The sequence below is a fragment of the Streptomyces massasporeus genome (assembly GCF_014648995.1).
Taxonomy (GTDB): Bacteria; Actinomycetota; Actinomycetes; order Streptomycetales; family Streptomycetaceae; genus Streptomyces; species Streptomyces massasporeus.
The window spans coordinates 752,663-776,126 of record NZ_BMSE01000002.1; the positions used below are offsets into that span (position 1 = coordinate 752,663).

The 23,464-nt window shown below is 72.1% G+C and carries 18 protein-coding genes; 8 read left to right on the plus strand and 10 right to left on the minus strand.

The features are described from left to right. Positions 1–3: 3 nt before the first annotated feature. The 6 genes from IE153_RS08215 to pgfA all read right to left on the minus strand — a co-directional run bounded on the left by IE153_RS08215 (position 4) and on the right by pgfA (position 9,359). Positions 4–750 carry a class I SAM-dependent methyltransferase gene (locus IE153_RS08215; RefSeq protein ID WP_189589064.1) on the minus strand — a complete coding sequence of 249 codons (747 nt, stop codon included), beginning with the start codon at positions 748–750 and terminating at the stop codon, positions 4–6. Further along, positions 747–1,994 carry a condensation protein gene (locus IE153_RS08220; RefSeq protein WP_189589065.1) on the minus strand — a complete coding sequence of 416 codons (1,248 nt, stop codon included), beginning with the start codon at positions 1,992–1,994 and terminating at the stop codon, positions 747–749. The genes IE153_RS08215 and IE153_RS08220 overlap by 4 nt, the downstream gene beginning before the upstream one ends. Then, positions 1,991–6,163 carry an alpha-(1->3)-arabinofuranosyltransferase domain-containing protein gene (locus tag IE153_RS08225; RefSeq protein WP_189589066.1) on the minus strand — a complete coding sequence of 1,391 codons (4,173 nt, stop codon included), beginning with the start codon at positions 6,161–6,163 and terminating at the stop codon, positions 1,991–1,993. The genes IE153_RS08220 and IE153_RS08225 overlap by 4 nt, the downstream gene beginning before the upstream one ends. Next, positions 6,160–6,948 (minus strand): class I SAM-dependent methyltransferase, encoded by a 789-nt coding sequence (locus IE153_RS08230; RefSeq protein ID WP_189589067.1) that lies wholly within the window; start codon positions 6,946–6,948, stop codon positions 6,160–6,162. Before IE153_RS08230 ends, IE153_RS08225 begins: the two co-directional genes overlap by 4 nt. An 11-nt stretch (positions 6,949–6,959) precedes the next feature. Continuing rightward, the gene (locus IE153_RS08235) at positions 6,960–8,144 is read right to left on the minus strand and encodes a glycosyltransferase family 4 protein (protein WP_189589068.1); all 1,185 of its coding nucleotides are present in this window, start codon (positions 8,142–8,144) and stop codon (positions 6,960–6,962) included. A gap of 219 nt (positions 8,145–8,363) precedes the next feature. Next, positions 8,364–9,359 carry a cell envelope lipid trafficking protein PgfA gene (pgfA, locus tag IE153_RS08240; RefSeq protein WP_189589069.1) on the minus strand — a complete coding sequence of 332 codons (996 nt, stop codon included), beginning with the start codon at positions 9,357–9,359 and terminating at the stop codon, positions 8,364–8,366. A gap of 215 nt (positions 9,360–9,574) precedes the next feature. Between pgfA and IE153_RS08245 the strand changes: the two genes are divergently transcribed. Continuing rightward, entirely contained in the window at positions 9,575–9,727 is a 153-nt protein-coding gene (locus IE153_RS08245) for a hypothetical protein (protein ID WP_189589070.1), read from the plus strand. A gap of 2 nt (positions 9,728–9,729) precedes the next feature. Then, a complete protein-coding gene (locus IE153_RS08250) occupies positions 9,730–10,980 on the plus strand; it encodes a PucR family transcriptional regulator (protein WP_189589071.1) in 1,251 nt (416 codons plus the stop codon). 17 nt (positions 10,981–10,997) lie between these two features. Here the strand turns inward: IE153_RS08250 and IE153_RS08255 are convergent, their stop codons facing one another. Then, positions 10,998–13,007, minus strand: coding sequence for a TerD family protein (locus IE153_RS08255; RefSeq protein WP_189589072.1), 2,010 nt, complete (start codon positions 13,005–13,007; stop codon positions 10,998–11,000). Between the two features lie 223 nt (positions 13,008–13,230). On the opposite strand from IE153_RS08255, the gene IE153_RS08260 reads away from it, so the two are divergent. Then, on the plus strand, positions 13,231–14,004 hold the full coding sequence (locus IE153_RS08260; protein WP_189589073.1) for an IclR family transcriptional regulator: 774 nt from the start codon (positions 13,231–13,233) through the stop codon (positions 14,002–14,004). Next, the gene (locus IE153_RS08265) at positions 14,001–14,849 is read left to right on the plus strand and encodes an SMP-30/gluconolactonase/LRE family protein (protein WP_189589074.1); all 849 of its coding nucleotides are present in this window, start codon (positions 14,001–14,003) and stop codon (positions 14,847–14,849) included. The genes IE153_RS08260 and IE153_RS08265 overlap by 4 nt, the downstream gene beginning before the upstream one ends. 112 nt (positions 14,850–14,961) lie before the next feature. On the opposite strand, the gene IE153_RS08270 is transcribed toward IE153_RS08265, so the two are convergent. The 3 genes from IE153_RS08270 to IE153_RS08280 form a co-directional block, all read right to left on the minus strand. Beyond that, a complete protein-coding gene (locus tag IE153_RS08270) occupies positions 14,962–16,362 on the minus strand; it encodes an NAD(P)/FAD-dependent oxidoreductase (protein WP_189589075.1) in 1,401 nt (466 codons plus the stop codon). A gap of 179 nt (positions 16,363–16,541) precedes the next feature. Continuing rightward, the gene (locus IE153_RS08275; protein ID WP_189589076.1) at positions 16,542–17,771 is read right to left on the minus strand and encodes a DUF6545 domain-containing protein; all 1,230 of its coding nucleotides are present in this window, start codon (positions 17,769–17,771) and stop codon (positions 16,542–16,544) included. Then, positions 17,768–18,379: a toxin-antitoxin system, toxin component family protein gene (locus IE153_RS08280; RefSeq protein WP_189589077.1), complete on the minus strand. Its 612-nt coding sequence runs from the start codon at positions 18,377–18,379 to the stop codon at positions 17,768–17,770. Before IE153_RS08280 ends, IE153_RS08275 begins: the two co-directional genes overlap by 4 nt. A gap of 261 nt (positions 18,380–18,640) precedes the next feature. On the opposite strand from IE153_RS08280, the gene IE153_RS08285 reads away from it, so the two are divergent. The 4 genes from IE153_RS08285 (at position 18,641) to arfA (ending at position 23,464) form a co-directional block, all read left to right on the plus strand. Continuing rightward, positions 18,641–19,996, plus strand: a complete 1,356-nt coding sequence (locus tag IE153_RS08285; RefSeq protein WP_189589078.1) for an extracellular solute-binding protein — start codon at positions 18,641–18,643, stop codon at positions 19,994–19,996. Then, positions 19,996–20,934: a carbohydrate ABC transporter permease gene (locus IE153_RS08290; RefSeq protein WP_189589079.1), complete on the plus strand. Its 939-nt coding sequence runs from the start codon at positions 19,996–19,998 to the stop codon at positions 20,932–20,934. Before IE153_RS08285 ends, IE153_RS08290 begins: the two co-directional genes overlap by 1 nt. Continuing rightward, positions 20,931–21,779, plus strand: coding sequence for a carbohydrate ABC transporter permease (locus IE153_RS08295; RefSeq protein ID WP_189589080.1), 849 nt, complete (start codon positions 20,931–20,933; stop codon positions 21,777–21,779). The genes IE153_RS08290 and IE153_RS08295 overlap by 4 nt, the downstream gene beginning before the upstream one ends. A gap of 173 nt (positions 21,780–21,952) precedes the next feature. Beyond that, a complete protein-coding gene (arfA, locus tag IE153_RS08300) occupies positions 21,953–23,464 on the plus strand; it encodes an arabinosylfuranosidase ArfA (RefSeq protein ID WP_189589081.1) in 1,512 nt (503 codons plus the stop codon).

Sequence of the window (23,464 nt, forward strand, 5' to 3'; positions counted from 1 at the left end):
GGGCTACGTCCTCCTGGCGTGCAGCAGCAGGATCGACGCGAGCTGCGGCCGGGCGCAGGCCAGCCGGTCCAGCGGGCGCAGCGGGCGCGGCACGCCGTGGAAGGGAGCCCCTTCGAGTCGTACGACGTCGAATCCGGACGCGGCGACGAACTCCTTCAGCGCGCGGGCGGTGTAGAGCCGCAGATGCCCCACGACCTCCTTGCCCGGGCGGCCGTGGATGCCGCGCAGGCTGACCTCCGAGAACACCGGCTGCACCCCGGCCAGCAGCAGGCCGCGGTTGTACCAGGCGGCCAGGTTCGGCGTGGACAGCATCAGATGGCCGCCGGGGCGCAGGATCCGCCGGATCTCGTCGAGCGCGGCGTCCGGGTCGACGAGGTGCTCGACGACCTCACTGAACAGCACGGCGTCGGCCGACCCGGAGGCGAACGGCAGCCCGCCGCCGGTGAGTTCGCCGCGCACCGCGTACGGGATGCGGGTGCGGGCGCGGCGCAGGGCGTCCTGGGACCAGTCGACGCCGATGACGCGGTGGCCGGGCAGGAGCGGGGCGGCGGTGGCGGCGGCGGTGCCGTCCCCGCAGCCGATGTCGATGATCGTCCGCGGGTTCGTGGTCGCCGGGCCGCTCAGGGCCCGGGCCAGCATGCGGGCCTGGCGGAGGCTGCGCGGGGTGCCGGAGGCGACCGGCACGGCGGGGTTCTCGTAGAAGTCGCGCAGGTCGCGGGGCGGGGGCCCGGTGGTGGCCGGTGCGGTCACGGGGTCACCTCCGTGGTGTGCAGGTAGTGCTCGAAGAGGTCGCGGAGGTGGACGCCGTCGCCGTGGCTGAGCAGGGCCTTCGACCAGCGCAGGGCCAGGTGGAGACGGCCGGCCGTGGACGCGGTGGTGACGGTCAGGCCGCGTGGCATCCGGGCCGGTGCCGAGAACCAGACCGCGTGCGCGCGGCCCGCCTCCTCGCCGAAGTCCAGGGGGTAGGGGATGCGGCCGATGTTGCTGAGCAGGGTCGTCGACGTCCAGGGCGCGGCGGCCCGGCGCAGGGTGCGGGTGAGGGCGGCGCGGGCGGTGACGGGCGCCCAGGGGGAGGTCAGGAGGGCCGCGCCGTGGCCGAGTTGGGGGCGGGGGAGGGACTTCAGGGCGCGGGTCCGCTCCGCGGTGCGGCGCAGCAGGGCCGGCATGTCGGTGACGTCCAGCTCCCGCGGCGCGTACGGGACTTCCACCAGGCGGGTGCCGTTGCCGATGGGCATCGTGGTGTCGCGGGGGCGGTCGTCCACCGGCATCGTGATGCGCAGGGGGCGGGGGCGGGCGCCGTGCTCCCGGTTCCAGTGGGCGATGGTCAGGGCCGTGGTGACCATGAGCTGGTCGTTGACGGTGTACGGGGAACCCTTGGGGCGGTGCGGGAGGGGGAGTTCGGTGACGAGCAGGCCGTTGCCGGGGGAGGGCTCGGGGGTGCCGTGCGCCACCCGCGCGGGGGGTGACCAGGTGCCCGGGGTGTCCGGAACCTCCTGCCGGGGTTCGGCGGGGCGGGTCGGGGGCGCCGCCGGGGCGTTGTCCCGGCCCCCGTACAGCTCGGCGGCCGTGGCCAGCACGCGCAGGCACGCCGGGCCGTCCAGGGCGGTGTGGTTGATGGTGAGCAGCAGGACCGAGTCCACCACCTCGAGCCGGATCGGCGGGGACATCGACAGCGGCGGGGCCGCCGCGAGGGCCCGGACCCGGGCGTCGTGCAGGGCGCGGGGGCCCGGCGGGGTGAAGGTCACGACCTCCACGTCGGGCTCCGGGGTCAGCTCCCACTCGTACTGCCGCCGGTACCAGGGCCCCCGCGCCTCCCGCATCAGGATCCGCGGGTGCCGGTGCAGGGCCTCCAGGAACGCCTTGCGCAGCCGCGCGTGGTCGAGGGGGCCCGGGAGGTGGACCTCGATGTGGACCGTCTCCGGTTCGGCCTCCTGGAGGCAGTGCCGGGACACCTCGTCCACCACCGGGAACGGGATGCGTACCGGTGCCGTCATACGGGCTTGCCCTCCCCGGTCTCCGTCCTCGGCAGCTGTTGCGTCGGCGCCTGCGAGGGCGGCTCCTCGCGCAGGCTCACCAGTCCCGCGAACAGGCCGATCAGCGCCAGCAGTTGGGCCAGGTGCCCGAACGCCCCCCCGCCCGCGCCCACCGGCTCCCCGGCCCCGAACGCCGCGACGATCCCGGCAGCGGCCAGGGCGGCGAAGGCGATCGGCACCAGCAGGGCGTGCCGCCGCGCGGCGAGCAGCGCGAGCGCCGGGACCAGCAGCGCGAACCAGCCCGCGATCACCACCCCGACCAGCGTCAGCGCCACCGTGCCGAGCCACAGCCCGGGCAGCGGCGGGACCGGCTGCGGGGCGTCGGGGTTGGGGGCGCGGCGGCGCCACAGCGCCAGACCCAGCAGGACCGCGATGCCGGCGCCGCTGCCGATCAGGGCGGCGTCGTACGTCGTGGCCGGCTCGTAGGTCAGCGTCACGCTGCCGCCCGCCCCTGCCGGGACCCGCCAGCCCTGCTGCCAGCCGTCCAGCCGCACCGGGGTCAGCTCCTTGCCGTCCAGGGTGGCCTTCCAGCCGTCGTTGAAGTTCTCGTACGTCGTGAGGTACGAGGCCGCGCCCGAGCCGACCGTCACCGCGCGCCGGTCGCCCAGCCAGTCCCGGATCCTCAGGTCGCGCCCGGCCGCGGCGGCCTCGGGCACCGTGCCGCGGGTCAGGGTCACGTCCGTCAGGGCGAGCGGGCCGGCGTCTCCGCCCTCCAGCCGGTGGTCGCCGGAGGAGAGCCGCACCTCGGTGTCGTCCCGGCCGTCTTGGCAGAGGGTCACCTCCACGCCCCGGCGCTCCGCCAGGTCCCGCACGGTGCCCTTCGCGCTCGTCTGGTACAGCTCGCCGTCCAGCGCCACGTCCGGGCCCTTGCCGCACGGGAGGGAGAACTTCCGGGTGCCGTCCGGCCGCGGGGTGCGGTACTGGTCGAGGGAGGGCAGGTAGGCCTCCGTGAGGCCCACCGGGAGGCGCAGGTCCTCGTCGGCGACCGGATTGTGCAGGGTCAGCGGGGCCGTCTCGGTGATCGTGATGTCGAGCCGGTCGGTGGTGATCGGCGGGAAGCGGACCCAGCCGTTCTCGTCGACGCCGGCGATGGTCGCGCCGTCCGGGGAGCTGATGTGCACCTCGGAGGCCCGGGCGGACAGGCCGCCCGCGGGGGCCAGGACCAGTTCGCCGACCGGCTGCTTGCCCTCCCAGCGCAGGTGGATCGTCGGCCGGTCGCCCGCGACCCACGCCGTCGTCAGGTCGCCGTCGGTGAGGTTGCGTGCCGTGAGGCCCGCGCCGAGGCTCGCCGTGGAGTCGGCGGTGGCGACGATCCGGGCCTGCTGCTCGGGCGCGACCTCGTAGAGCAGTTCGTCGAACTCCTCCCCCGGCACCGGCACCGCGCTCGCCTTCACCTCGTACGTCCCGGAGGCCGGGGTCGTGAAGCGGCGGTGCAGTCCGGCCTCGGTGCCGGTCGCGGAGAGACCCGTCGGGTCGGAGGCGCGGTGCAGGGAGACGACGGTCGCGGCCGACGTGGCGTCCTCGGCGTCCGCCGGGAGCCGCAGCAGGCGTGTCACCTGCACGTCCGGCAGGTCGATCTCGGAGAAGCCGGCGCCGGTCAGACCGGCCCGGCGCTCCACGGAGTCCACGATCGTCAGCTTCATCCAACGCGTCGCGCCCTCGGGGGCCTTGATCCGCTGGGTCATGCCGTTCGGCCGGAGGAAGCTGGTCCTCTCGCCCTTCTCGGTTTCCACCCGGACCTTCGTCGCCGCCGCGCGCACACTCTCCTGCGGCAGCGGCGTGACCTTGAAGGAGGACGGCATGTCGAAGGGGCCGGTGAAGCCGATGCGCAGCCACTGCCCGTCCGGTGTGTCCGGCGCGCCCTCCGCCCACGCGGTGTCCGGGTTGCCGTCGAAGGCGTTCACCGGGTCGTACTGCGGGAGGTGGAACAGCCAGTTGCCGTAGGAGGACGCCGACACCGAGCGGGCGCCGCGCAGTTCGGCCACCGTCTGGTGACCGGTGCCCTCGGCGGGCAGGATCTGGCGCGGTTTCTCGCCCGGGTCCTGGAGGGCGTCCGGCGCGTTGCGCTCGTCGCGCGTGTACGTGTACGAGGTGCCGGCGTTGACCAGCCCGAACCGGGTGTCCGCCCGCCGCAGCCCGTCGCCCACCACCTGGAGGGCAGGGGTGCCGAGCCCCGGGTGGTTGTCGCCGGTCAGGACGGTCGCCCGCCCGCGCAGCCGCTCCGCCAGCGGCAGCAGCGCCTCGGGCCCGCCGGACACCACGGCCGTGTCGGCGACCGGGGCGAGCCCGGCCTGCCCGGGCCGGAGCACATCCTGACCCGTGGGCCGGTAGATCTCCACGGCCCGCTGCCGCGGGTACAGCCCCTCCACCTGGAGCGGCGCGTCCTGCGCGATCCGGCCCCCGGTCATCACCGGCCCGAGGCCCGTCACCCGCTCGTACCCCGACTGTTCGAGGGTGCGCTTGACGGTCGTGGTGGGCACGTAGCCGATCTGGTCGGGGTCGAGGTCGTTGCGGACGACGACGTAGTACAGCCCGGCCCGGCTCAAGTAGTCGGCGAGACCCGGTACGTGGGAGCCGGACAGCAGCGCCTGCTCGACGGCGTCCATCGCGCGCCGGTTGCCGGGCGTGCCGAACGGCACGTAGTCGCGCTGCGCCCACCGCGACTCGGCGAGCACGTCGAGCGGCTGGTCGACGGGGGAGCCCCAGGAGTAGACGCCGTGCGCGGTCGCCGGGACGACCAGGGCACGCGAGTCGGGCGAGTACTTCTCCAGCCAGTCGGCCGTGGCCTGCCAGTAGGTGGGGAGCTTCTGGAACGAACCCGGGTTGAGGATCGAGCCGTTGAGGTAGGGCCACAGCAGTCCGGGCAGGATCAGCACGGCCGCGATCAGCGGGGCGAAGCGCCGGCCGCGCACCCGCCGGGCCCCGCGCGGCTCGGCGGCCACACCCACCAGATGCGCCAGACCCAGTGCGAGCGCCAGCGCCACACCGGTCTGGAACTTGTAGATGTTCCGGAACGGCGACAGCCACCCGTCCAGCCAGCCCTGCACGACCCCGTGGAACGGCGCCCCGAACGCGCCGCCGTACCCGGCGAGCAGCACGAGCGCCGCCACGAGCACCGTCAGTACCAGCCACCGCCGCTCGGGCATGTCCCGACGGGCGAGTCCGGCGAGTCCGAGTCCGGCCGCGAGGGCCGAGCAGAGGATCACGATCACGGAGGAGGCCACGGCCCAGCCGGCCGGCAGCCACGCCTCACCGAGGTGCAGATAGGCGACCCAGTTCCCGGCGCCGCGCAGTGCCTCGGTCGCCGACATGGTGTCCGTGGTCGTCTGCGCCGTCTCTATATAGGGGAGGAAGTTCTCGCCGTAGACCCCGAGCAGCAGCAGCGGCACCCACCACCAGGCGGTCACCACGATCACGGCCGGGGCCCACCAGGCGATCAGCTTGCGCTGCCGGGGTCCGGGCGGCCGGGACAGCAGATACAGTCCGGCCGGCAGCAGGGAGGCCAGGGTCGCCGACGCGTTCACCCCGCCCATGAACGGCACGAGCAGCGCCGACCGCAGGGCCGCGACCCGGGCCGCGTACCGCTCGTTCGTCAGCGGCAGCAGCACCCACGGCAGGAAGGCGCCGGGCAGCGCCGCGGCGGACGTCGACCCGATGACGGTGGTGAACACCGGCCACAGCGCATAGGCCACCGCGCCCAGCAGCCGGGACGCCCCGCTGCCCACCCGCAGCCGCTCCGCCAGCCGCAACGCTCCCCAGAAGGCGACGGACACGATCAGCGACAGCCACAGCCGCTCCGCCAGCCACACCGGCAGCCGCAGAAGGTCGCACAGCCAGTAGAACGGCAGCATCGGCCACAGATAGCCGACGTACTGGTCCTGGATCCCGCCGAACCCGGCCCGGTCGTGCCACAACTGGCCGAGATCGGCGAGGAACTGCCCCGGATCGACCGTGACGCCGAGCTTGGTGTCGAAGGTCTGCCGCCCCGGCCGCACCGCGAGGAACAGCACGAACGCCACGGCCCAGAAAGCCGCCAGCCAGCGCCGCGACCGCGGGCCGTCGGGCGGGCCCGCGGTGGTCGCGGTGGTGGGGACGGCTGCCGGGGGAGGAGCCTGGACCGTGGTCGTCATGGGGGACACCGCCGCAGTATGAGGAGGAGGTTCCAGGTGGCGAACTCGCGGATGCCGGGCGCCTTGACGACGGTCTCCGCGAGGAAGGGCCAGTAGCGGGAGCGCGCCGAGACGACCGTGACGTCGTCCCGGGCGCGCACCTGCCGCAGGGTGGAGCCGATGTGCACCGCGAACAGGTTCTCGCCGAGCGTGTGCTTGGCGGGGGTGCCGGTGCGCCGCAGGTAGCGGGCCCGGGCCCGTTCGGCACCGAAGTAGTGCCAGGGGGCCCATTCGTGCCCGCCCCACGGCGACAGCCAGTTGGTGAAGGACACGTAGATCAGCCCGCCGGGCCGCGTCACCCGGGCGAGCTCGCTGAGGAACGTCTCCGGATCGGCCACGTGTTCCAGCACGTTGGAGGAGAAGGTGACGTCCGCGACGCCGTCCCGCAGGGGCAGCAGGTACCCGTCGGCGACGACCGTGCCGTCGGGTGGCTTCTCGCCCAGCTCGGCCATGTCCGGTTCGAACAGATGGGCATGGGCACCGCGGCGCCGGAACTCCTCGGTGAAGTAGCCGCTGCCGCCGCCGATGTCCAGGACGGTACGCCCCGCGACAGGACCGTCGTAGGCCTCGACCTGGTCCACGGCGTCGCGCGCGAGCAACGCGTAGCAGCTCTCGGGATCGTCCTGTTCGTGGAGGAAGGCACGGAAGAGGGCAAGAGATCTCCGGAGCGAGGGGTCGCGGTGCGAGGGGCGCGGGGCTGCACCGTGCGCGGCTCCGCCATCTGGGCGCGACCGGCCACGGACCACCGCACGCCGCCTCAAGGCCCCCAGCCCCTCACCGCCTCCGCGGCGACGACCCGAAACGCCCGCACAGTCCGGTCCCACCGGAACTGCGCCGCACGCTCGCGCGCCGCCTTCCCCATCAACTCCCTTTCCCGCCCGGCCAGGGCAAGCGCACACCAGGCCGCGGCGAACGACGACTCGCCGCGGGCGAGAACGCCGGTCTCACCGTCCACCACGGAGTCCTTCAGGCCCGGCACGTCGAAGGCCACGCTCGGCGTCTCGCGGGCCGCGGCCTCCGTCACGACCAGGCCCCACCCCTCCACGGCGGAGGGGTGCAGCAACAGCCAGGCCGCGCACAGCAGCCGGTGCTTCTCGGCTTCCGTCACATACCCGGTGAACTCCACACCGGGACCGGCGAGCCGTTCGAGACGTTCCCGTTCGGGCCCGTCTCCGACGATCACCAGCCGGCCTCCGGTCACCGGCCGCACCCGCTCCCAGAGCCGCAGCAGCAGATCGATGCGCTTGTACTCGACCAGCCGCCCCACGGCGACGAACAGCGGCTCGGCCGAGCGGTCGGCCCGCGGGCCCGGCTCCTCGACCCCGTTGTGCACGACCCTGATCCGGTCCCGCTCGACCCCGATCGCGCGCAGCGCGTGGGCGGTCGAGGAGGACACGGCGACGAGCAGGTTCCGCTGCTGCGCCCCGGCCAGTGCCCAGTGCTCGAGTCTTCGGCCGATCCGTGCCGCCGGTGCCAGCGGCCCGCCGAAGCGCATCTTCCACAGGTCCGTGTGGACGTGGTTGACCAGGGTCAGCGTGGGTCCCTGATGCCACAGCGGCGCCAGGTACGGCATGCCGTTGCACACCTCGACCAGCAGGTCGCAGTCGCCGACCCGGCGGGCGAAGGCCGACCGTGCGCGCAGGTAGTGCCCGTACGGGCCGCCCGCCGAGACGACCCGGTAGTCGCGGAAGGCCGCGGGCCCCCCGCACAGCAGGGTCACCTGGTGGCCCAGGCGGGTCAGGCCGTCGGCGAGCTTGTCGACCAGCAGCTCGGAGCCGCCGGCGGACGGGTTGTCCAGATCACGATGGGCGAGGAAGACGATCCGGCGCGGATGTGGGGGGAGCGCCGGGGGGTGCTGCGCGCTGGGGGACGCGGCGCGGTGGGGGTCCCCCCGCTCGAGCGCAGCCGAGAGTGGGGGAGTGGAGGGTACGTGCTGGGGCATGGGTGCTCCAACTCGTCTCGGGGTGCGGAACTCAGCGTGGGGAAAACGTGGGGGGTGGGGTCGTCACTGAGGGGTCGGCTCGTGGGGAGCCTGAGCTCTTCCTGGGAGGGGAGTGTGGACGGGATGTGCTGGGGTGGGGTTGGACAGTTTTCGCCCGGACGTTCGCCACGGCTACTCACCGACGTGACAATTTCGGGCTTTGTTAGAGCTGACGTCACATCACTTCGTGAGAGTGGGCTGGGGCGTTCCGGACGTATCGGCCGGAACGGGGTTCTCCGGCTCCTTCCGCCCGCGCGCCACGAGAACGCCACCCACCACCGCGAGCACGAAGCCGCCCACCGCCGCCCCGATCGGCAGTGTCGTGCCCACCATCCGCAGCTGCCCGCTGTCCCGCTTCGCCTGCCGCACGGCCTCCTTCTGGGTCGCGGTCGTGAACGAGACCTTCGGGCTGTCCAGCAGCACCGCCGCGTCCTTCTTGCCGCCCGGCGCCCGCAGGGTTCGCCTCGGGCCGGTCTGCGCGTAGATCACCCGGCCCGTCGCCTGGTCCACGACCAGCTCGAAGCCGTGGTTGGAGTACCACTCCTCGGCCAGCACCTGCGGCCGGTTCGGCTGGTCGACGAGGCTGCCGGGGACCATGCGCGTGCCGGTCCTGGCCGGCGGCACGGAGCCGGTGAACTTGTAGCCGGTGTACCCCTGGACCTTCGCGGTGCCGCGGTAGCGCAGCACCACCGTGTCGCCGAGGGTGTTGTCCCACCACTGGTAGGAGCGTTTCTGCACGTCGAAGGGGAACTTCAGATACGCCTCGCCCTCGATGTACGGCTTCTCCCCGCAGCAGTGCACCGGCCGCGTGGTCTTCCGGTCCATCACCCAGCGGTGCGGCACGAAGTCCAGCGCGTCGTGCGGATCGGCGGCCGGCAGCGACTTGTCGGTGTCGACCGTGGTCGTCACGTCCCAGATCGCGTTGCCGCTGCGTTCGCTGTCCTCGACGTTGCCCCGCACCCGCTGGGTCACGGTGATCGTCCGGTCGGGCACCGTCTCGATCCGGTCAGTGTCGAAGACGCTGCCCCGGCCGGTGTAGACGGCGGTGGTGTCGATGTCGATCGGGTTCACCGCGGCACGCGGCTCCACGTACCAGGCGAGCAGGGGCGCCAGCACCAGCAGGAACGTGCCGAGACCCAGCAGGACCAGGGAAAAGGGAGAGGTTGTACGGCGCATCCGGGCACTCCAGTGGCTTGGGACGGCTCGACGTACGAGAGGGCCGACACGGCGGAGGAAACGGCGCGTGCGGTTGGGCCGGGAACCGTAGGCCGCTCTTGACGGGGTGTCAATGCTTGTCGAGACTGGGCGCGACAGGCAGGGACGGGATGCCGGGGTGGGGAAAACCTCCGGATGTTCTCCGGACGAATCCGGACAGAGAGGCTGACCCTGCGATGTCCAGACTGCTCGCTGCCGCGCTGACCGTCGCGCTCGGCGCCGCCCTCGCCGTGGGCGCCGCCCTCGGCGTGGTCGCAGTGCTCGAAGCCACACCCGACCAACCGAACACCCCCCTGATCACGTACGAGCAAGACGGCCAGGGGAGTTGACGGTGACGGCCGCCCGCACCGCAGCCGTCACGACCCGCTCGGCCTGGCACGACGTACCGCGCTTCCAGGTGCGCCGGTTCGCCGCGATCGCCATGGCCGAGGCACCCGCGCTCGCCGAGGAGATCCTCTGCGAGATCCAGCGCGAGTACCCGCATCTGCCCGTCGTCCTCGACGACTCCGGCGAGCCGATGGCCCTGGTCGGCATCCGCCGCGCCATCGAGGTGTTCGTACAGCACCTGGAGCACGCGGAGGGCCGCCCGACCGTCCCGCCCGGCGTCTTCCAGGACTTCGGCCGCGGCGAGGGCAGAGACGGCCGCTCCCTCGACTCCCTCCAGGCCATCTACCGCATGGGCGTACGCCTGGCCTGGCGCCGCTTCGCCGACATCGGCCAGCGTGTGGAGATCCCGCCCCCGGCGATGTACGAACTCGTCGACGCGGGCTACGAGTACCTGGACGGCCTGGTCGACCAGTCGGTACGCGGCTACGCCGAGGCGGCGGCCCGCCAGGCCGGGGAACGCCTGCGCCTGCAACGCCGCCTGATGGAGCTGCTGCTCGCCGAGCACCACCGCGGCGACCCGGCCGAGGCCCTGACCGAACGCGCCGCCCGCATCGGCTGGCCCTTACCGGCGAAGGTCGCGGTGGGCGTGCTGCTCCGCCCGGCCCGTGAGGCGATGGCCCCCGCGGTCGGCCAGGGCGTCCTGCTCGACATGGAGTACGAGCAGCCCCGCATGGTCGTGCCCGAGCCGGACGCGGCGGGCCGCCCCGAGCTCGTCTACCGGGCCCTGGCCGGCTGGTCCGGCGCGATCGGCCCGCCGGTGCCGCTCACCGACGCGGCGAAGTCCCTGCGCTGGGCGGAGGCGGCGGTCCGCCTGATGGAACGCGGCCTCCTCCCCTCCGGCGAGGTCCTCTACTGCACCGAGCACACCGAGGCCCTGGTCCTCCTCCAGCCCGAGGAACTCATCGACGACCTGGCCCTCAGGTGCCTGGCCCCCCTGACCCACTGCGGCCCCACCCACGGCCGCCGCCTCGCCGAAACCCTCCTGGCCTGGCTGGAGACCCGCGGCGGCGCCCCCGAGGTCGCCACTCGCCTCGGCGTCCACCCCCAGACCGTCCGCTACCGCCTGCGCCAGATCCGCGAACTGTGGGGCGACGAGATCGACGACCCCGACCGCCGCTTCGAACTGGAACTGGTGCTGCGGGCCCAGCGGTTGCGCGGGGAGCTGGGAGTGATGCGGGAGCGGCGTGCCCGGTGAGGCCCGCCGCCCGGGTGTCACACCGCGACCCGCTCCTTCGCCGCCGTCCGCCCGGAGGCGGGAGCGTCGAGGTGGACCACCACCGAGGTGTAGAAGCGGTGCACGGCGTCGTCGACACTGCGGATGAACCCGGACTCCGCGCTGCCGCGACCGCTTCCCATGCCCTTGAAGAGAGACAGCCGGAAACCGGTGATGCGGTTCGAGTCGTCCTTGGGGAGCAGATCCGCCGGTTCGGGGCGCAGCCGCTCCAGCGTGCCCCGCGGGCCGCCCGCCGCGCCCTCCACCAGAGTCTCGACGTGCAGATCCGCCGGAGCCTCGGCGAGACGACGGACCAGCCGCTTGGCCCAGGTCAGCGGATACCCCTGCTCGGGTGCCGGGACCTCCACGGACGTGCGCAGTTTGGCGGTCCGCAGATCGGCGCTGATGGTGAGCAGTCCGGGCGCCCCCTCGACACGCAGCTCGGCCTGGAGCCGGCCTTCCCGGCACAGCTGGTCGGCCAGCCGGGCCCGTCGGGCCCCGGGATCCGTGCCGCGCCGGGTGCGCTGGGCGGGCAGCACCTTCTGCCCGAGCTCGCCCCCGAGCCGCAAGCACACCTGCCGGATGAGTCGCTCCCAGCTCTCCACGACCTCCAGAGCACGGGGGTCGCCCTGGCAGAGGGTCTCGTCGTTGATCCCGTTGCGCACGGGCACCCATGCCGCGCCCATGTTCTGGAAGCCGTGGCAACCGGAGTTGTCGTGCTGGAGGTAGTGCAGCAGATCCTGGAGCAACCAGGTGCGCGCCGCGTTGCCGACGCCCTCGTGCCGGATCAGCATCTGGGCCTGGTGGGCCACTTCGGCCCAGGACAGGTGCCAGAGCGCGACCTGGTGCTTGCGCCGCCGGTCGGTCTTCACGTCGACCAGCGGGCTGCCCTCGAGTGCCACGTCGTTCGACAGGGTGATCACGGCTTCGTAGCCACGCCGGGCCGCGATGTCCATGTAGGCCTGCACCTGGTCGGACTTCAGAGGGTTGCCGTTGGTCTTGGTCTCGACGAGCGCCGTCCACAGCTTGCCTGCGCGCTCGACGCGGATCACCCCGTCCGGGCGCCTGGGTGTGTCCCCGTGCGGCAGGGAGACCTCGGTGAACGTCTCCATGCGGCCGGACGGCGCACCGAAGGGCGCGGTGACGCGTCTGCCGAACCGCGGCACCTGGGCCATCACCGACAACAGCACCGAGGTGGCCCGCGTCTCCCGGTCCCGGTCGTTCTTGAGCGCCGACACCGGAAAGAGCCGGGCCTGTCTCCAGGACTCGTTCTCCGCCAGGCTCTTCACCGGTGCCTTGGGCGGTGCGGCCTTCCTCTTCGCCGTCCGGGGCCGGGCCGCCCGCTTCCTCGGCGCGGCCTCCTCCCCGGCCGGTGGGCGGGGTGCGGGGACCGCCTCCAGCGTCGCCTGCGGCGGTGCGGCGGGCGCCACGACGGTGGGTTCCCGCGCGGCCTCCGTCCCGGACTCCGCCTCGTCGTCCTCGATGTCGACACCAAAGTCCGTCGCGAGTCCGGCCAGTCCGCTCTCGTACCCCTGGCCGACGGCCCGGAACTTCCACTCCTCGCCTCGCCGGTACAGCTCACCGAAGATGATCGCGCTCACCTGGCCGGCGTCCTCGATGACGAACCGCAGGAGACTCTCGCCCACGGCGTCGGCCAGCGTCACCTTCAGATCGTCCAGCTCGCCGAAGCGCGCCCCCTCGTAGCGGCTCGCGGCCACGACGATGCGCTCCACCTCGGCAGGGACCGCGGTCAGGTCGAAGCTGATCCGGTCCTCGCTGCCTTCTCCCGTCGGCTCCTTGCCGAGCAGTTGCACGCTGCCGTCGGCGGCCACCGGGTTGTTGTAGAAGTAGAAGTCGGCATCGCTGCGTACCTTGCCGCTTCCGTCCAGCAGCAGGACGGACACATCGGCGTCGCCCTCCCCGGTCGGGTCGGACCAGCCCAGACTCACGATCGCGGAGCCTACGTTCTCGCTCAGGGCCGCTAAGGACACGTTCGAGCCCATGGTCATGTCACGCACAGAAATCCCCCCACCTCTGCGACACCTGTGACGTGTCGCACACACGGCACTTTAATGTGCACACCACGCGCACGTGGGGTGCTCGGGGGTTTCCGCCCACGGGACTCTGCCCATTGCCCGGGCATTCCTCTATGGCTAGCCTGTGTTCGTCATGCCGATCGCCTGTTGAAATCTCGAACGCAGGCGCCTGAGACATTTAGGGAGGGTGCCGGTCGTGGGACGCCTCGTACCAGCCGTGACCCGGGCTCTCGACATTCTCGAGCTCTTTCTCGACGGGGACGGGACGCTCTCCGCCCCCGACATCGTGCGCCGGCTCCAGCTGCCGCGCACCACCGTGCACGAGCTGGTGACCACGCTCGCCGCCCGGAAGTACATCGTTCCGATGCCCGGCCAGCCCGGACGCTACCGGCTCGGCGTGCGCCCCTACCAGCTCGGTGCGCGCTACTCCGAGCAGCTCGACCTCGCGGCCGAGGGCCAGCAGGTCGCCCGGACCGTCGCCGAGACCTGCGACGAGACCGTGCACGTGGCGATCCTCGAGGACACGGACGTCATCTACATCGCCAAGGTCGACTCCACGCACGCCGTGCGGATGGTGTCGGCGGCAGGCCGCAGGCTGCCCGCCCACTGCACGTCCGTCGGCAAGATGCTGCTGGCCTCCCTTCCCGAGCCGGAGCTCACCGCGCGCATCCCCGACAGCGCCGAGCTGGTCGCGATGACCCCCAACAGCATCACCGACCCGGCCGCCCTGCGCGAGGCCCTGGCCGAGATCCGTGAGCGGGGCCTCGCCGTGGAGAACCGCGAGTCCAACCCCGACGTGTCCTGCGTGGCCGCGCCGGTCCGCGACCGCACCGGGCAGGTCGTCGCCGCCCTGTCGATCTCCGTGCCCATGATCCGCTGGAGCGAGGAGCGCCGGGCCGAGCTGGAGCAACTCGCCGCCAAGGGCGCCGCCGAGCTGTCCGAGCACCTCGGGCACCGGGGCGTGGCATGACCACGTCGTACGAGGTCGCGGTGCGTGCCGAGGCCGAGCTCGGCGAGGGACCCACCTGGGACGCGGCGACCGGCCGTCTCCTGTGGATCGACATCCTCGGCTCCCGCCTGCACACCTACGACCCGGCCACCGGACGCCGCGCCGTACGCCGCACGGAACAGCACATCGGCGCCGTCAAGCCGCGCGCCGGCGGCGGGCTGGTGCTGAACCTGCGTGACGGGATCGGCCTCCTCGACCCCGACGGCGGCTTCCGCTGGCTCCACCACGAGCGGGTCCCCGGCCGCCGGGCCAACGACGCCGCCGTCGCACCCGACGGCACCCTGTGGACGGGCACGATGCGCTACGACGAGGCACCGGGCGGCGGGACGCTGTCCCGCGTCACCGGGGACGGCTCGGTCGACGTGGTGCTCGACGACGTGGCCGTCAGCAACGGCACGGGGTGGAGCCCCGACGGGCGCCTCATGTACTACATCGACTCCCCGACCCGGCGGGTCGACGTCTTCGACCACGCGGACGGGCGGATCACCGGGCGGCGGACCCTCGCCGAGATCGAGGAGAGCGCGGGCTTCCCGGACGGGCTGACCGTGGACGCCGAGGGGTGCGTGTGGGTCGCCCTGTGGCAGGGGTCTGCGGTGCGGCGGTACACCCCCGACGGTGAGCTGGACCGGGTGATCGAGCTGCCGGTGCCCCTGGTCACGGCCTGCGCCTTCGGCGGGGCCCACCTGAGCGATCTGTACATCACCACGGCTCGCGTGGGGCTCACCGAGCCGCCCGCGCTCGCGGGGTCCCTGTTCGTGGTGCCCGGGGCGGGGAAGGGACTGGCGCACCCGCCGTTCGCGGGCTGATGTGAGGCAGGGCGGGGCGAGGGCGGCCGGGTCCCCGAGACGCCCGCAGGCGCGTACGCCGACGGAGCGCGGACCCCGGACGGACACGCCGGCCCCAGCCCCGGTCCCGGCCTCAGCGTCCCGTGCGGTCCAGCCGCCGCAGGACCGTCCGCTCGTCCTCCGTCAGCGGCGCCCCCACCGCCGCCGGCAACGGCGGCCCGCTCAGCGTCGCCAGCACGGTCGAGGGCCGTAGCAGCCGCGTCGGAGGCGTCGTCATGCTCATCACGTCCCAGAGCGCCGACGCCGCCGTGTACGAGCCGGTCGCCGTGCGGATCATGCGGCGGGTGTAGGCGGTGACCAGGCGGTCGGCGACCCCGGGCGAGCCCCCGCGCGTCCCGGGGTACCAGACGTCCTGGCTCACCGCCATCGTCCACGCGGCCTCCACCGGTCTGGCCGCCCGCAGTTGCACACGCCGCGCGAGCCCGGGCTCGCCGAGTCCGGACCGCCGCAGCTCGCGGTCCAGCTCCCGGGCGCCCAGCGCGGCCACCGACATGCCCTGTCCGTAGGCGGGGTTGAACGTGGCCAGCGCGTCACCGAGGACCACGAGGCGGTCGGGCCAGGAGCGGACCTTCTCCAGGTACCGGCGGTGATTGCTGGTGCTGCGGCTGACGTGGACCTCGGTGAGCGGTTCCGCGCCGGAGATCAGCCGGCCCACGATGGGGTCGGGCAGGTCCAGGGTGTACCGGAGGAACGCGTCCGGGTCGGACGGCGGTTCGCCGCCGCCCCGCGTGCCGGCGAGGCTGACCATCCAGCGGTCCCCCTCGATCGGCAGCACCATGCCGCTGCGGCCGGGCCGTCCCCGATACGGATCGGCCTGCACCATGGTCAGGGGGAAACGCCCGGCCCCCTCGGGAGTGCGGTAGAGACGGGTGGCGTTCACCAGGCCGGCGTCCACCGTCTTCTCGCGCACGTCGTCGACGCCCAGTCGCGCCAGCCAGTGCACGATCCGAGAGCCGCGTCCGCTCGCGTCCACCACGAAGTCGGCGGCGAGGTCCTCCTCTCCGGCGGCGGTCGACAGGCGCACTCCGGTCACACGCTGCCGCGACCCCGTCAGCTCCAGCACCCGCGCCTTGCGGATCACCACCGTGGTGTTGTCCAGCACGGCGCCCCGCACCGCCCAGTCGAGCAGGGCCCGGGTGCAGGTCAGCATCCGCGGCCCGGGGTGACGCCAGCGCCGCAACCAGCCCTCGGGCGTGAGGGCGACCATGCCCGAGCCGAGCGGTATCTCGTGCGCGCCCGCGGCGAGCAGGTGCTTGCGCATGCTCACGCCCGGCACCAGTTCCTCCATGGGGGCCAGTCCGCCGGCCATGAGGAGATGCGCGTGACGTCCCTGCGGCAGGCCCTTGCGGTGCTCCGGCCCCTCGGGCAGATCGTCGCGGTCGAGCACGACCACCTCGTCCGCGACGGCGGACAGCGCCGCCGCGGCCAGCATTCCGGCCAGACCCGCACCGATGACGACTGCTCTACGCGACATGCGACTCCTCGCACTCAGCCATGAAGGCTCCTTTGCCCTGCGGGCATTCCCCGTCGTCCGGCCACAGCCGCGCAGCGCACAACACCCTCCGCCGGCACCGGTTTCGAGCCATGCGGGCCCCGCTCCGGACGGCTCTCACCGTACCTTCACGTACCGTGCCCGCGGCCCCCCTGTGCGGTTCAGCCGGTGAGCGACTTGCCGTCCGTGGTGTCATGGGCCAGGGCGCGGATCGCCCGGAGGTCCTCCGGGCGGCGCAGCACCCGGGACACGGCGCCGATCTCGCGCAGCAGGTCCGTGGTGTCGCGGGCACCGGTGCCCGCGTCCTCCCCGGTCCGGTTCCTGGCGTCGACCGCGTCCAGGATCGCCGCGGTGGCTGCGAGTGCCTTCGCCAGGTCGGGCGGGTGGCCGAGGGCGAGGGCGGCATGGTGGAACCGTTCGCGCCGGTCCTCGTCGATGTGCCGGGCGAGCGGCAGCAGCACGTCGCGGATGAACGTCTCCCGGCGCACCAGCCGCAGTTCCGGCGTCGCACGCAGCAGGAACGGGACCCCTGCGCCGTTGACCGTCTTCATCAGCAGGTACAGCGGCCGCAGTTCGTGGAGGGCGAGCCGGACGTGCCAGCGGCCGTGCAGGTACTGCCCGGCGTGCGGGAGGATGAAGCCGACCGCGATGAGCACGGCGGACAGGCAGGCGAGCGGCGGGGCGACGGCCGTGCTCAGCCAGTCCACGTTCCGCCCGGCCCAACGGGCCACCACGGCACTGATCTTGGCGGCGTCGAAGAACAACTGCGCCGCGTAGCCCACGCCGAGGAACTTCAGCCCCCAGCGCAGCAGCGAGTCGAGCCCGTCCGTGCGCACCCAGTTCCAGATCAGCCCGTTGGTGACCAGTGCGGCCAGGGTGTGCGCGAGCAGGTAGAGCACGATCATCTCGCGCATGAACGGGGTGTTCGCGTAGTACGTGTCGAGATCCCGCAGCCGCTCCTCCGGTACGTCCGCGAGAGCGAACAGCACCCACATCGCGACGATCACACTCGCATAGACCACCACGACCCCCCGCATCGCGCGCCGGGTGTGGTCCGAGCGGTCGGACAGGCCGTTGCGCCAGGAGATGATCAGCAGCAGGCAGGAGGCGCAGAACGCGGTGAGCAGCGAGTAGACCCAGGGGCCGGAGAAGTTCGCGACCCCGGTGAGCCGGTTGACCCGGGCGATCGTCGACGGCGCCACGAAGACGAACACCGCGCAGGCGAGCAGCAGCAGCCCGCCGACCGCGCGCAGCAGCGGGTCCTTCCAGAGCCGGATGATGCTCGGCAGCTTGATGGCCAGGGCGGCGGCGAGGACCCCCGCGGGGATCCACCAGAAGTTCGGATAGAACTGGTTGACGAACTCGGCCGGGGTGAGCGCCACCGTCGTCACGGGGCCGCACCTCCTCGCGGTCCCCGGTAGCCCAGTGACCGCTGCAGGGGTTCGAGGGGTACGTCCGGTCCGCGTCCGCCCGGCAGCAGTGCCCGGCAGCGCGCCGCCAGTTGATGTCCGAAGGCGTCGGCCTCGGACTCGTCCCGTTCCCGGGAGCCGTTGCGGGCGGCCACGGTCAGCGCGATGTCCTCCCACCCCGGCCGGTCGGCGAACGCGTCGGCCGCCGCCGCACCCGCCCCCGGGTGATGGCGGTGCCCCGCGTGCAGATGCCACAGCTCGTGCCCGAGTATGACCAGTTGCTGCACGGCCTCGGCCCGTTCCTCGACGATGACGAGGTCGAAGTCCTGGAACTCCACCCACAGGCCGGTCACTTCGATCTCGTCCGGGAAGCGTTCGAAGCGGAGCTCGACGGGCCGTCCGCCGCGCCGGGAGCTCATCTCCTCGCACAGCGCCCGGCACAGCGACCGTACGTCGGTGGGGTAGCGGGGTCTCGCCCGGACCGCGGTGGCGAGCTCGGCGGCCAGGCCGCGCAGGGCTGAGCCACTGCGTGGGCGCCTGAGCGCGGCGGTGACTCGGGCGGCCCTGATCCGCGCGCCCGCGATGTCCATCGCTCCCCCTTCTCACCGCCGGCCCGTCGACCGACGACGGCCCTGCCGGCGCGTCCGAGACTACGCGCCCGAAAGTGTGCGCGTCATGCGATCCGACGTCCGATGTTCAACGCGGAACGACCGTTCCTGCCCGGAACGTCCTGTCCGAAATCTGGCCGGACCATTGACGCGCAAGCGCTTCGAATTTACGGTCCCGTTCGAAGTAACGAGCGCCATCCGAAATACCGAACGGTTTCTGATCATCGATCGTAAGGGCAGGGCATGGGACGACCTGACCTGAACCGCAGGCAGCTTCTGGGCGGGCTCGGCGGCCTCTTCGTCGCGAGCAGCTTCGGCTTCGCCGCGCTCGGCACCGGCGCCGACGCACTCGCCTCCGACGCCGACACCCGGGTGCGCTACTGGAACCTCTTCAGCGGCGGCGACGGCTCCAACATGATCGCGATGCTGGACGCCTTCCGTGAGGCCAACCCGGACATCGCCGTCAAGGACTCCACCCTCCAGTGGGGCAGCCCCTTCTACACCAAACTCGCCATGGCGGCGGCGGGCAACCGCGCCCCCGACCTCGGCGTCATGCACCTCGGCCGCGTCACCGGCTTCGCACCCGGCCGCCTCCTCGACCCCTGGGACGTCGGCCTGCTCGCCAAGTACGGCGTCCGGGAGCAGGACTACAACCCCACCCTGTGGAAGCGCGGCGTCATCGACGGCAAGCTCTACGCCCTCCCGCTCGACATCCACGTCCAGCTCTGCTTCTACCGCAAGGACGTCCTGAAGAAGGCGGGGCTGCTCGGCGACGACGGCCGGATCGTGCCCGTCACCTCCACCGACGAGTGGTTCGACGTCCTGAAGGAGGCCAAGCGGGCCACGAAGAAGGGGCTTCAGACCATCGGCATGTGGAACGCCGACCAGAACTTCCAGTGGTGGTTCTTCGTCGCCTTCTACACCCAGCTCGGCGGCACCTGGTTCAACGCCGCCGACACCGAGGTCACCTTCGACACCGACAAGGCCGTCCAGGTCCTTCGGTTCCTGCGCCGGCACGTCACCGACGGGTACTCCGACCCGGGCTTCGGAGGCCTCGCGAGCGCCGAACAGTTCATCAACGGCTCCCCTTTCGTCTGGGAGGGCAACTGGTCGGTCCCGGTCTACTCCGGAGCGAAGCTCGACTACGGAGCGACCCCCCTGCCGCCCGTCTTCGGCAAGCAGGCCACCCACGCCGAGTCCCACGCCTTCGTCCTGCCGCACCAGTCCGACCGCGGCGGCGCCGCCAACGAGGCCGCCCACCGGCTCGCCGCCTACGTCGTCCAGCACGCCCGGCAGTGGGCGGCCGGCGGCCACATCCCCGCGTACACCCCCACCCTGTCCACGGCGGCGTACAAGAAGCTGGACCCGCAGAGCGAGTACGTCTCCGCCATGGACCACCAGGCCACCGAGCCCAAGGTGTGGTTCGCGGGCTCCACCGGCATCCTCGCCCAGCGCGTCGGCCCCCTCGTGGTCTCCTCGACGATGGGCTCCGCCAAGCCGGAGACCGCGGCCGACCGCATGAAGAGGGCGCTCACCCAGCTCCTCGCCACGAAGAACCCCATGGACGGGAAGACCGCCGCAGAAGGAGGTGCCGTCTGATGGCGACCAGCGCCCACACCCTCGCCGCACCCGCACGCGCGAGGACCGCCGCCGGCAGTGCCACCCTCCGCCGCAAACAGGGCTTCCAGCACGGCGGCTGGTTCGTCGCCCCGTTCCTGCTGCTCTTCGCCGTGTTCGTGATCTGGCCGCTGCTGCGCGGCGTCTACCTCAGCTTCACCGACGCCAACATCACGGGCGAGGGCGCGAGCTTCGTCGGCCTCGACAACTACCGTGAGGCCCTGGACGACCCCCTGGTGTGGGACTCCCTCGGCCACAGCGCGTACTTCACGCTCCTGGTCGTCCCCTGCATCACCGTCCTCGCCTTCCTCCTCGCGATGCTCGCCCACCACATCGAACGCGGCAAGTGGCTGTGGCGGCTCTGCTTCTTCGCCCCGTTCCTGCTGCCGTCCACCGTCGCGGCCAACCTGTGGCAGTGGCTGTTCAACCCCGGCACCGGCATGATCGACCACGTCTTCGGCCTGCAGACGCCCTGGCTGACCGACAAGTCCTACGCGATGCTCGCCATCGTCATCACCACCCTGTGGTGGACCGTCGGCTTCAGCTTCCTGCTCTACCTCGCCGCCCTCCAGGGCATCCCGGACCACCTCTACGAGGCCGCCAGACTGGACGGCGCGAACGCCTGGCACCGCACGGTCCACATCACCCTGCCGATGCTGCGCACCATCACCGGCCTGGTCATCGCCCTCCAGGTCCTCGCCTCGCTCCAGATCTTCGACCAGGCCGTCGTGATGATGGACTTCCTCCCCGGACCCGAGGGATCGACCCGCACCTTCGTGCAGTACACCCTCGAAGAGGGCTTCACCAGCTACCGCGTGGGCTACGCCTCCGCGATCTCCGTCATCTTCTTCGTGATCATCGCGGCCGTCGCCCTCGCGCGGATGTGGCTGCTGCGCAACGTCAAGGAGACCACCCGATGAGCACGGCCGCACAGCCCCGCAAGCCGTGGACCCCGAGTCAGATCGTCCTGACCCTCCTCGGCGCCGCCGTCTCCGTCATCTTCCTCGCCCCTTTCGCCTGGGGCCTGTTCACCTCGCTCAAGTCCGAGACCGAGGCGGTCCAGGTCCCGGCGCACTGGCTCCCGAAGGACTGGACGGGCCAGGCCTGGAAGGCCCTGTTCGAGTCCGGCAACATCACCAACTGGTTCGTGAACTCCCTGGTCGTCTCGGTCTGCGTGACGTCCGTGGTGCTCCTCGTCAGCGCCCTCGCCGGCTACGGCTTCGCCCGCACCGAGTTCCGCGGCAAGAACGTCCTGATGGGCCTGGTCATGGCGGGCCTGATGATCTCGCCCGCCGTGCTCGGCGTGCCGCTGTTCACCACGGTCCAGCAGATGGGGATGGTCGACACCTACTGGGGCATGATCCTGCCGCAGTGCGCGCCCGCCGCGATGGTCTACATCCTCTACAAGTTCTTCCAGGGCATCCCGCGGGAGCTGGAGGAGGCCGCGTTCATCGACGGCGCGGGCCGCTGGCGGGTCTTCTTCACCATCGTCCTCCCGCTCTCCCGCCCCTCCCTCGCCGCGGTCGGCATCTTCACCTTCATCGCCTCGTGGAACAACTTCCTCTGGCCGTACATGGTGACCAACAACCCCGACCTGATGACCATGCCGAACGGCATCGCGACCGTCATGAACTCCTACGGCATCCAATGGGCCCAGCTCATGGCCGGCGGCCTGATGGCGGGCCTGCCGCTGATCATCGTCTTCGTCTTCTTCCAGAGGCAGATCGTGGCGGGCGTAGCGCACACAGGCCTGGCAGGCCAGTGATGATTTCGGCTGCCGCGCCGTCGTGGTTGCTCGCGCAGTTCCCCGCGCCCCCAAGGGGCGCGGGGCTGTGCTCAATGTGCGCTCAATGTGCGGCTCCGCCGCGTGGGCGCGACAAGCCACGACCCACCCGCAGCCGCCCACGAAAGACGAACCACCCACCCCGAAAGGCGAACATGCACAAGGCCCGCTTCACCCTCGACCCCGCATTCACGGTCGGCGAGGTCAACCCCCGCCTCTTCGGCAGCTTCGTGGAACACCTCGGCCGCTGCGTCTACACCGGCATCTTCGAACCCGGCCACCCCACCGCGGACGCGGCAGGCCTCCGCCAGGACGTCCTGGACCTCGTCAAGGAACTCGGCGTCACCGCCATCCGCTACCCCGGCGGCAACTTCGTCTCCGGCTACAAGTGGGAGGACTCGGTCGGCCCGGTCGAGGACCGCCCCCGCCGCCTCGACCTCGCCTGGCGCTCCACCGAGACCAACCGCTTCGGCCTCTCCGAGTACATCGCCTTCCTGAAGAAGATCGGCCCCCGGGCCGAGCCCATGATGGCCCTCAACCTCGGCACCCGGGGCGTCGCCGAGGCCCTCGAACTCCAGGAGTACGCCAACCACCCCGCCGGCACGGCCCTGTCCGACCTCCGTGCCGCGCACGGCGACAAGGACCCCTTCGGCATCACCCTGTGGTGCCTGGGCAACGAGATGGACGGCCCCTGGCAGACCGGCCACAAGACCGCCCAGGAGTACGGCCGGACCGCCGCCGAGACCGCCCGCGCGATGCGCCAGATCGACCCGGGCGTCGAACTCGTCGCCTGCGGCTCCTCCAGCCAGTCCATGCCGACCTTCGCCGCGTGGGAGGCGACGGTCCTGGAGGAGACGTACGACCTCGTCGACTACATCTCCCTGCACGCCTACTACCAGCCCGAGGACGGCGACCTCGACTCCTTCCTGGCCTCCGCCGTCGACATGGAGTCCTTCATCGAGAACGTGGTCGCCACCGCCGACCACATCGGCGCGAAGCTGAAGTCGAAGAAGAAGATCAACCTCTCCTTCGACGAGTGGAACGTCTGGTACATGTCGCAGTGGCACGAGATCGAGAACTCCGGCGCGCGGGACTGGGCCGAGGCCCCGCGCCTCCTGGAGGACAACTACAGCGTCATGGACGCGGTCGTCTTCGGCTCGCTCCTCATCGCCCTGCTCCGGCACGCCGACCGTGTCACGGTCGCCTGCCTCGCCCAGCTCGTCAACGTCATCGCGCCGATCATGACCGAGCCGGGCGGCCCCGCCTGGCGCCAGACCACGTTCTTCCCGTTCGCGCAGGCGAGCACGTACGGCCGCGGCCAGGTCCTCGACGTCCGCGTGGACTCGCCGAAGCACGAGACGAAGAAGTACGGCGAGACGGACCTGCTGCACGCCACCGCCGTGCGTGCCGAGGACGGCACCGTCACCGTCTTCGCCGTCAACCGCAGCCGCACCGACGCCCTGCCCCTCGACGTCGCCCTGAGCGGCCTCGACCTCACACGGGTCGTCGAGCACAGCGCCCTCGCGGACGCCGACCCCGACGCCCGCAACACCCTCGACGACCCCGAGCGGGTCGCCCCGCACACGGTCGACGGCACGGCTCTCCAGGGCGGTACGCTCAGCGCCGTCCTGGAGCCGCTGTCCTGGAACGTGATCCGCCTGGCGTGA

What these genes read in the sequence shown, in the direction of transcription:
- IE153_RS08270 (WP_189589075.1), bottom strand. Translation starts at nt 16,362, where the DNA reads ATGTCGCGTAGAGCAGTCGTCATCGGTGCGGGTCTGGCCGGAATGCTG.
- IE153_RS08280 (WP_189589077.1), bottom strand. Translation starts at nt 18,379, where the DNA reads ATGGACATCGCGGGCGCGCGGATCAGGGCCGCCCGAGTCACCGCCGCG.
- pgfA (WP_189589069.1), bottom strand. Translation starts at nt 9,359, where the DNA reads ATGCGCCGTACAACCTCTCCCTTTTCCCTGGTCCTGCTGGGTCTCGGC.
- IE153_RS08235 (WP_189589068.1), bottom strand. Translation starts at nt 8,144, where the DNA reads ATGCCCCAGCACGTACCCTCCACTCCCCCACTCTCGGCTGCGCTCGAG.
- IE153_RS08245 (WP_189589070.1), top strand. Translation starts at nt 9,575, where the DNA reads ATGTCCAGACTGCTCGCTGCCGCGCTGACCGTCGCGCTCGGCGCCGCC.
- IE153_RS08225 (WP_189589066.1), bottom strand. Translation starts at nt 6,163, where the DNA reads ATGACGACCACGGTCCAGGCTCCTCCCCCGGCAGCCGTCCCCACCACC.
- IE153_RS08220 (WP_189589065.1), bottom strand. Translation starts at nt 1,994, where the DNA reads ATGACGGCACCGGTACGCATCCCGTTCCCGGTGGTGGACGAGGTGTCC.
- IE153_RS08255 (WP_189589072.1), bottom strand. Translation starts at nt 13,007, where the DNA reads ATGACCATGGGCTCGAACGTGTCCTTAGCGGCCCTGAGCGAGAACGTA.
- arfA (WP_189589081.1), top strand. Translation starts at nt 21,953, where the DNA reads ATGCACAAGGCCCGCTTCACCCTCGACCCCGCATTCACGGTCGGCGAG.
- IE153_RS08295 (WP_189589080.1), top strand. Translation starts at nt 20,931, where the DNA reads ATGAGCACGGCCGCACAGCCCCGCAAGCCGTGGACCCCGAGTCAGATC.
- IE153_RS08285 (WP_189589078.1), top strand. Translation starts at nt 18,641, where the DNA reads ATGGGACGACCTGACCTGAACCGCAGGCAGCTTCTGGGCGGGCTCGGC.
- IE153_RS08265 (WP_189589074.1), top strand. Translation starts at nt 14,001, where the DNA reads ATGACCACGTCGTACGAGGTCGCGGTGCGTGCCGAGGCCGAGCTCGGC.
- IE153_RS08290 (WP_189589079.1), top strand. Translation starts at nt 19,996, where the DNA reads ATGGCGACCAGCGCCCACACCCTCGCCGCACCCGCACGCGCGAGGACC.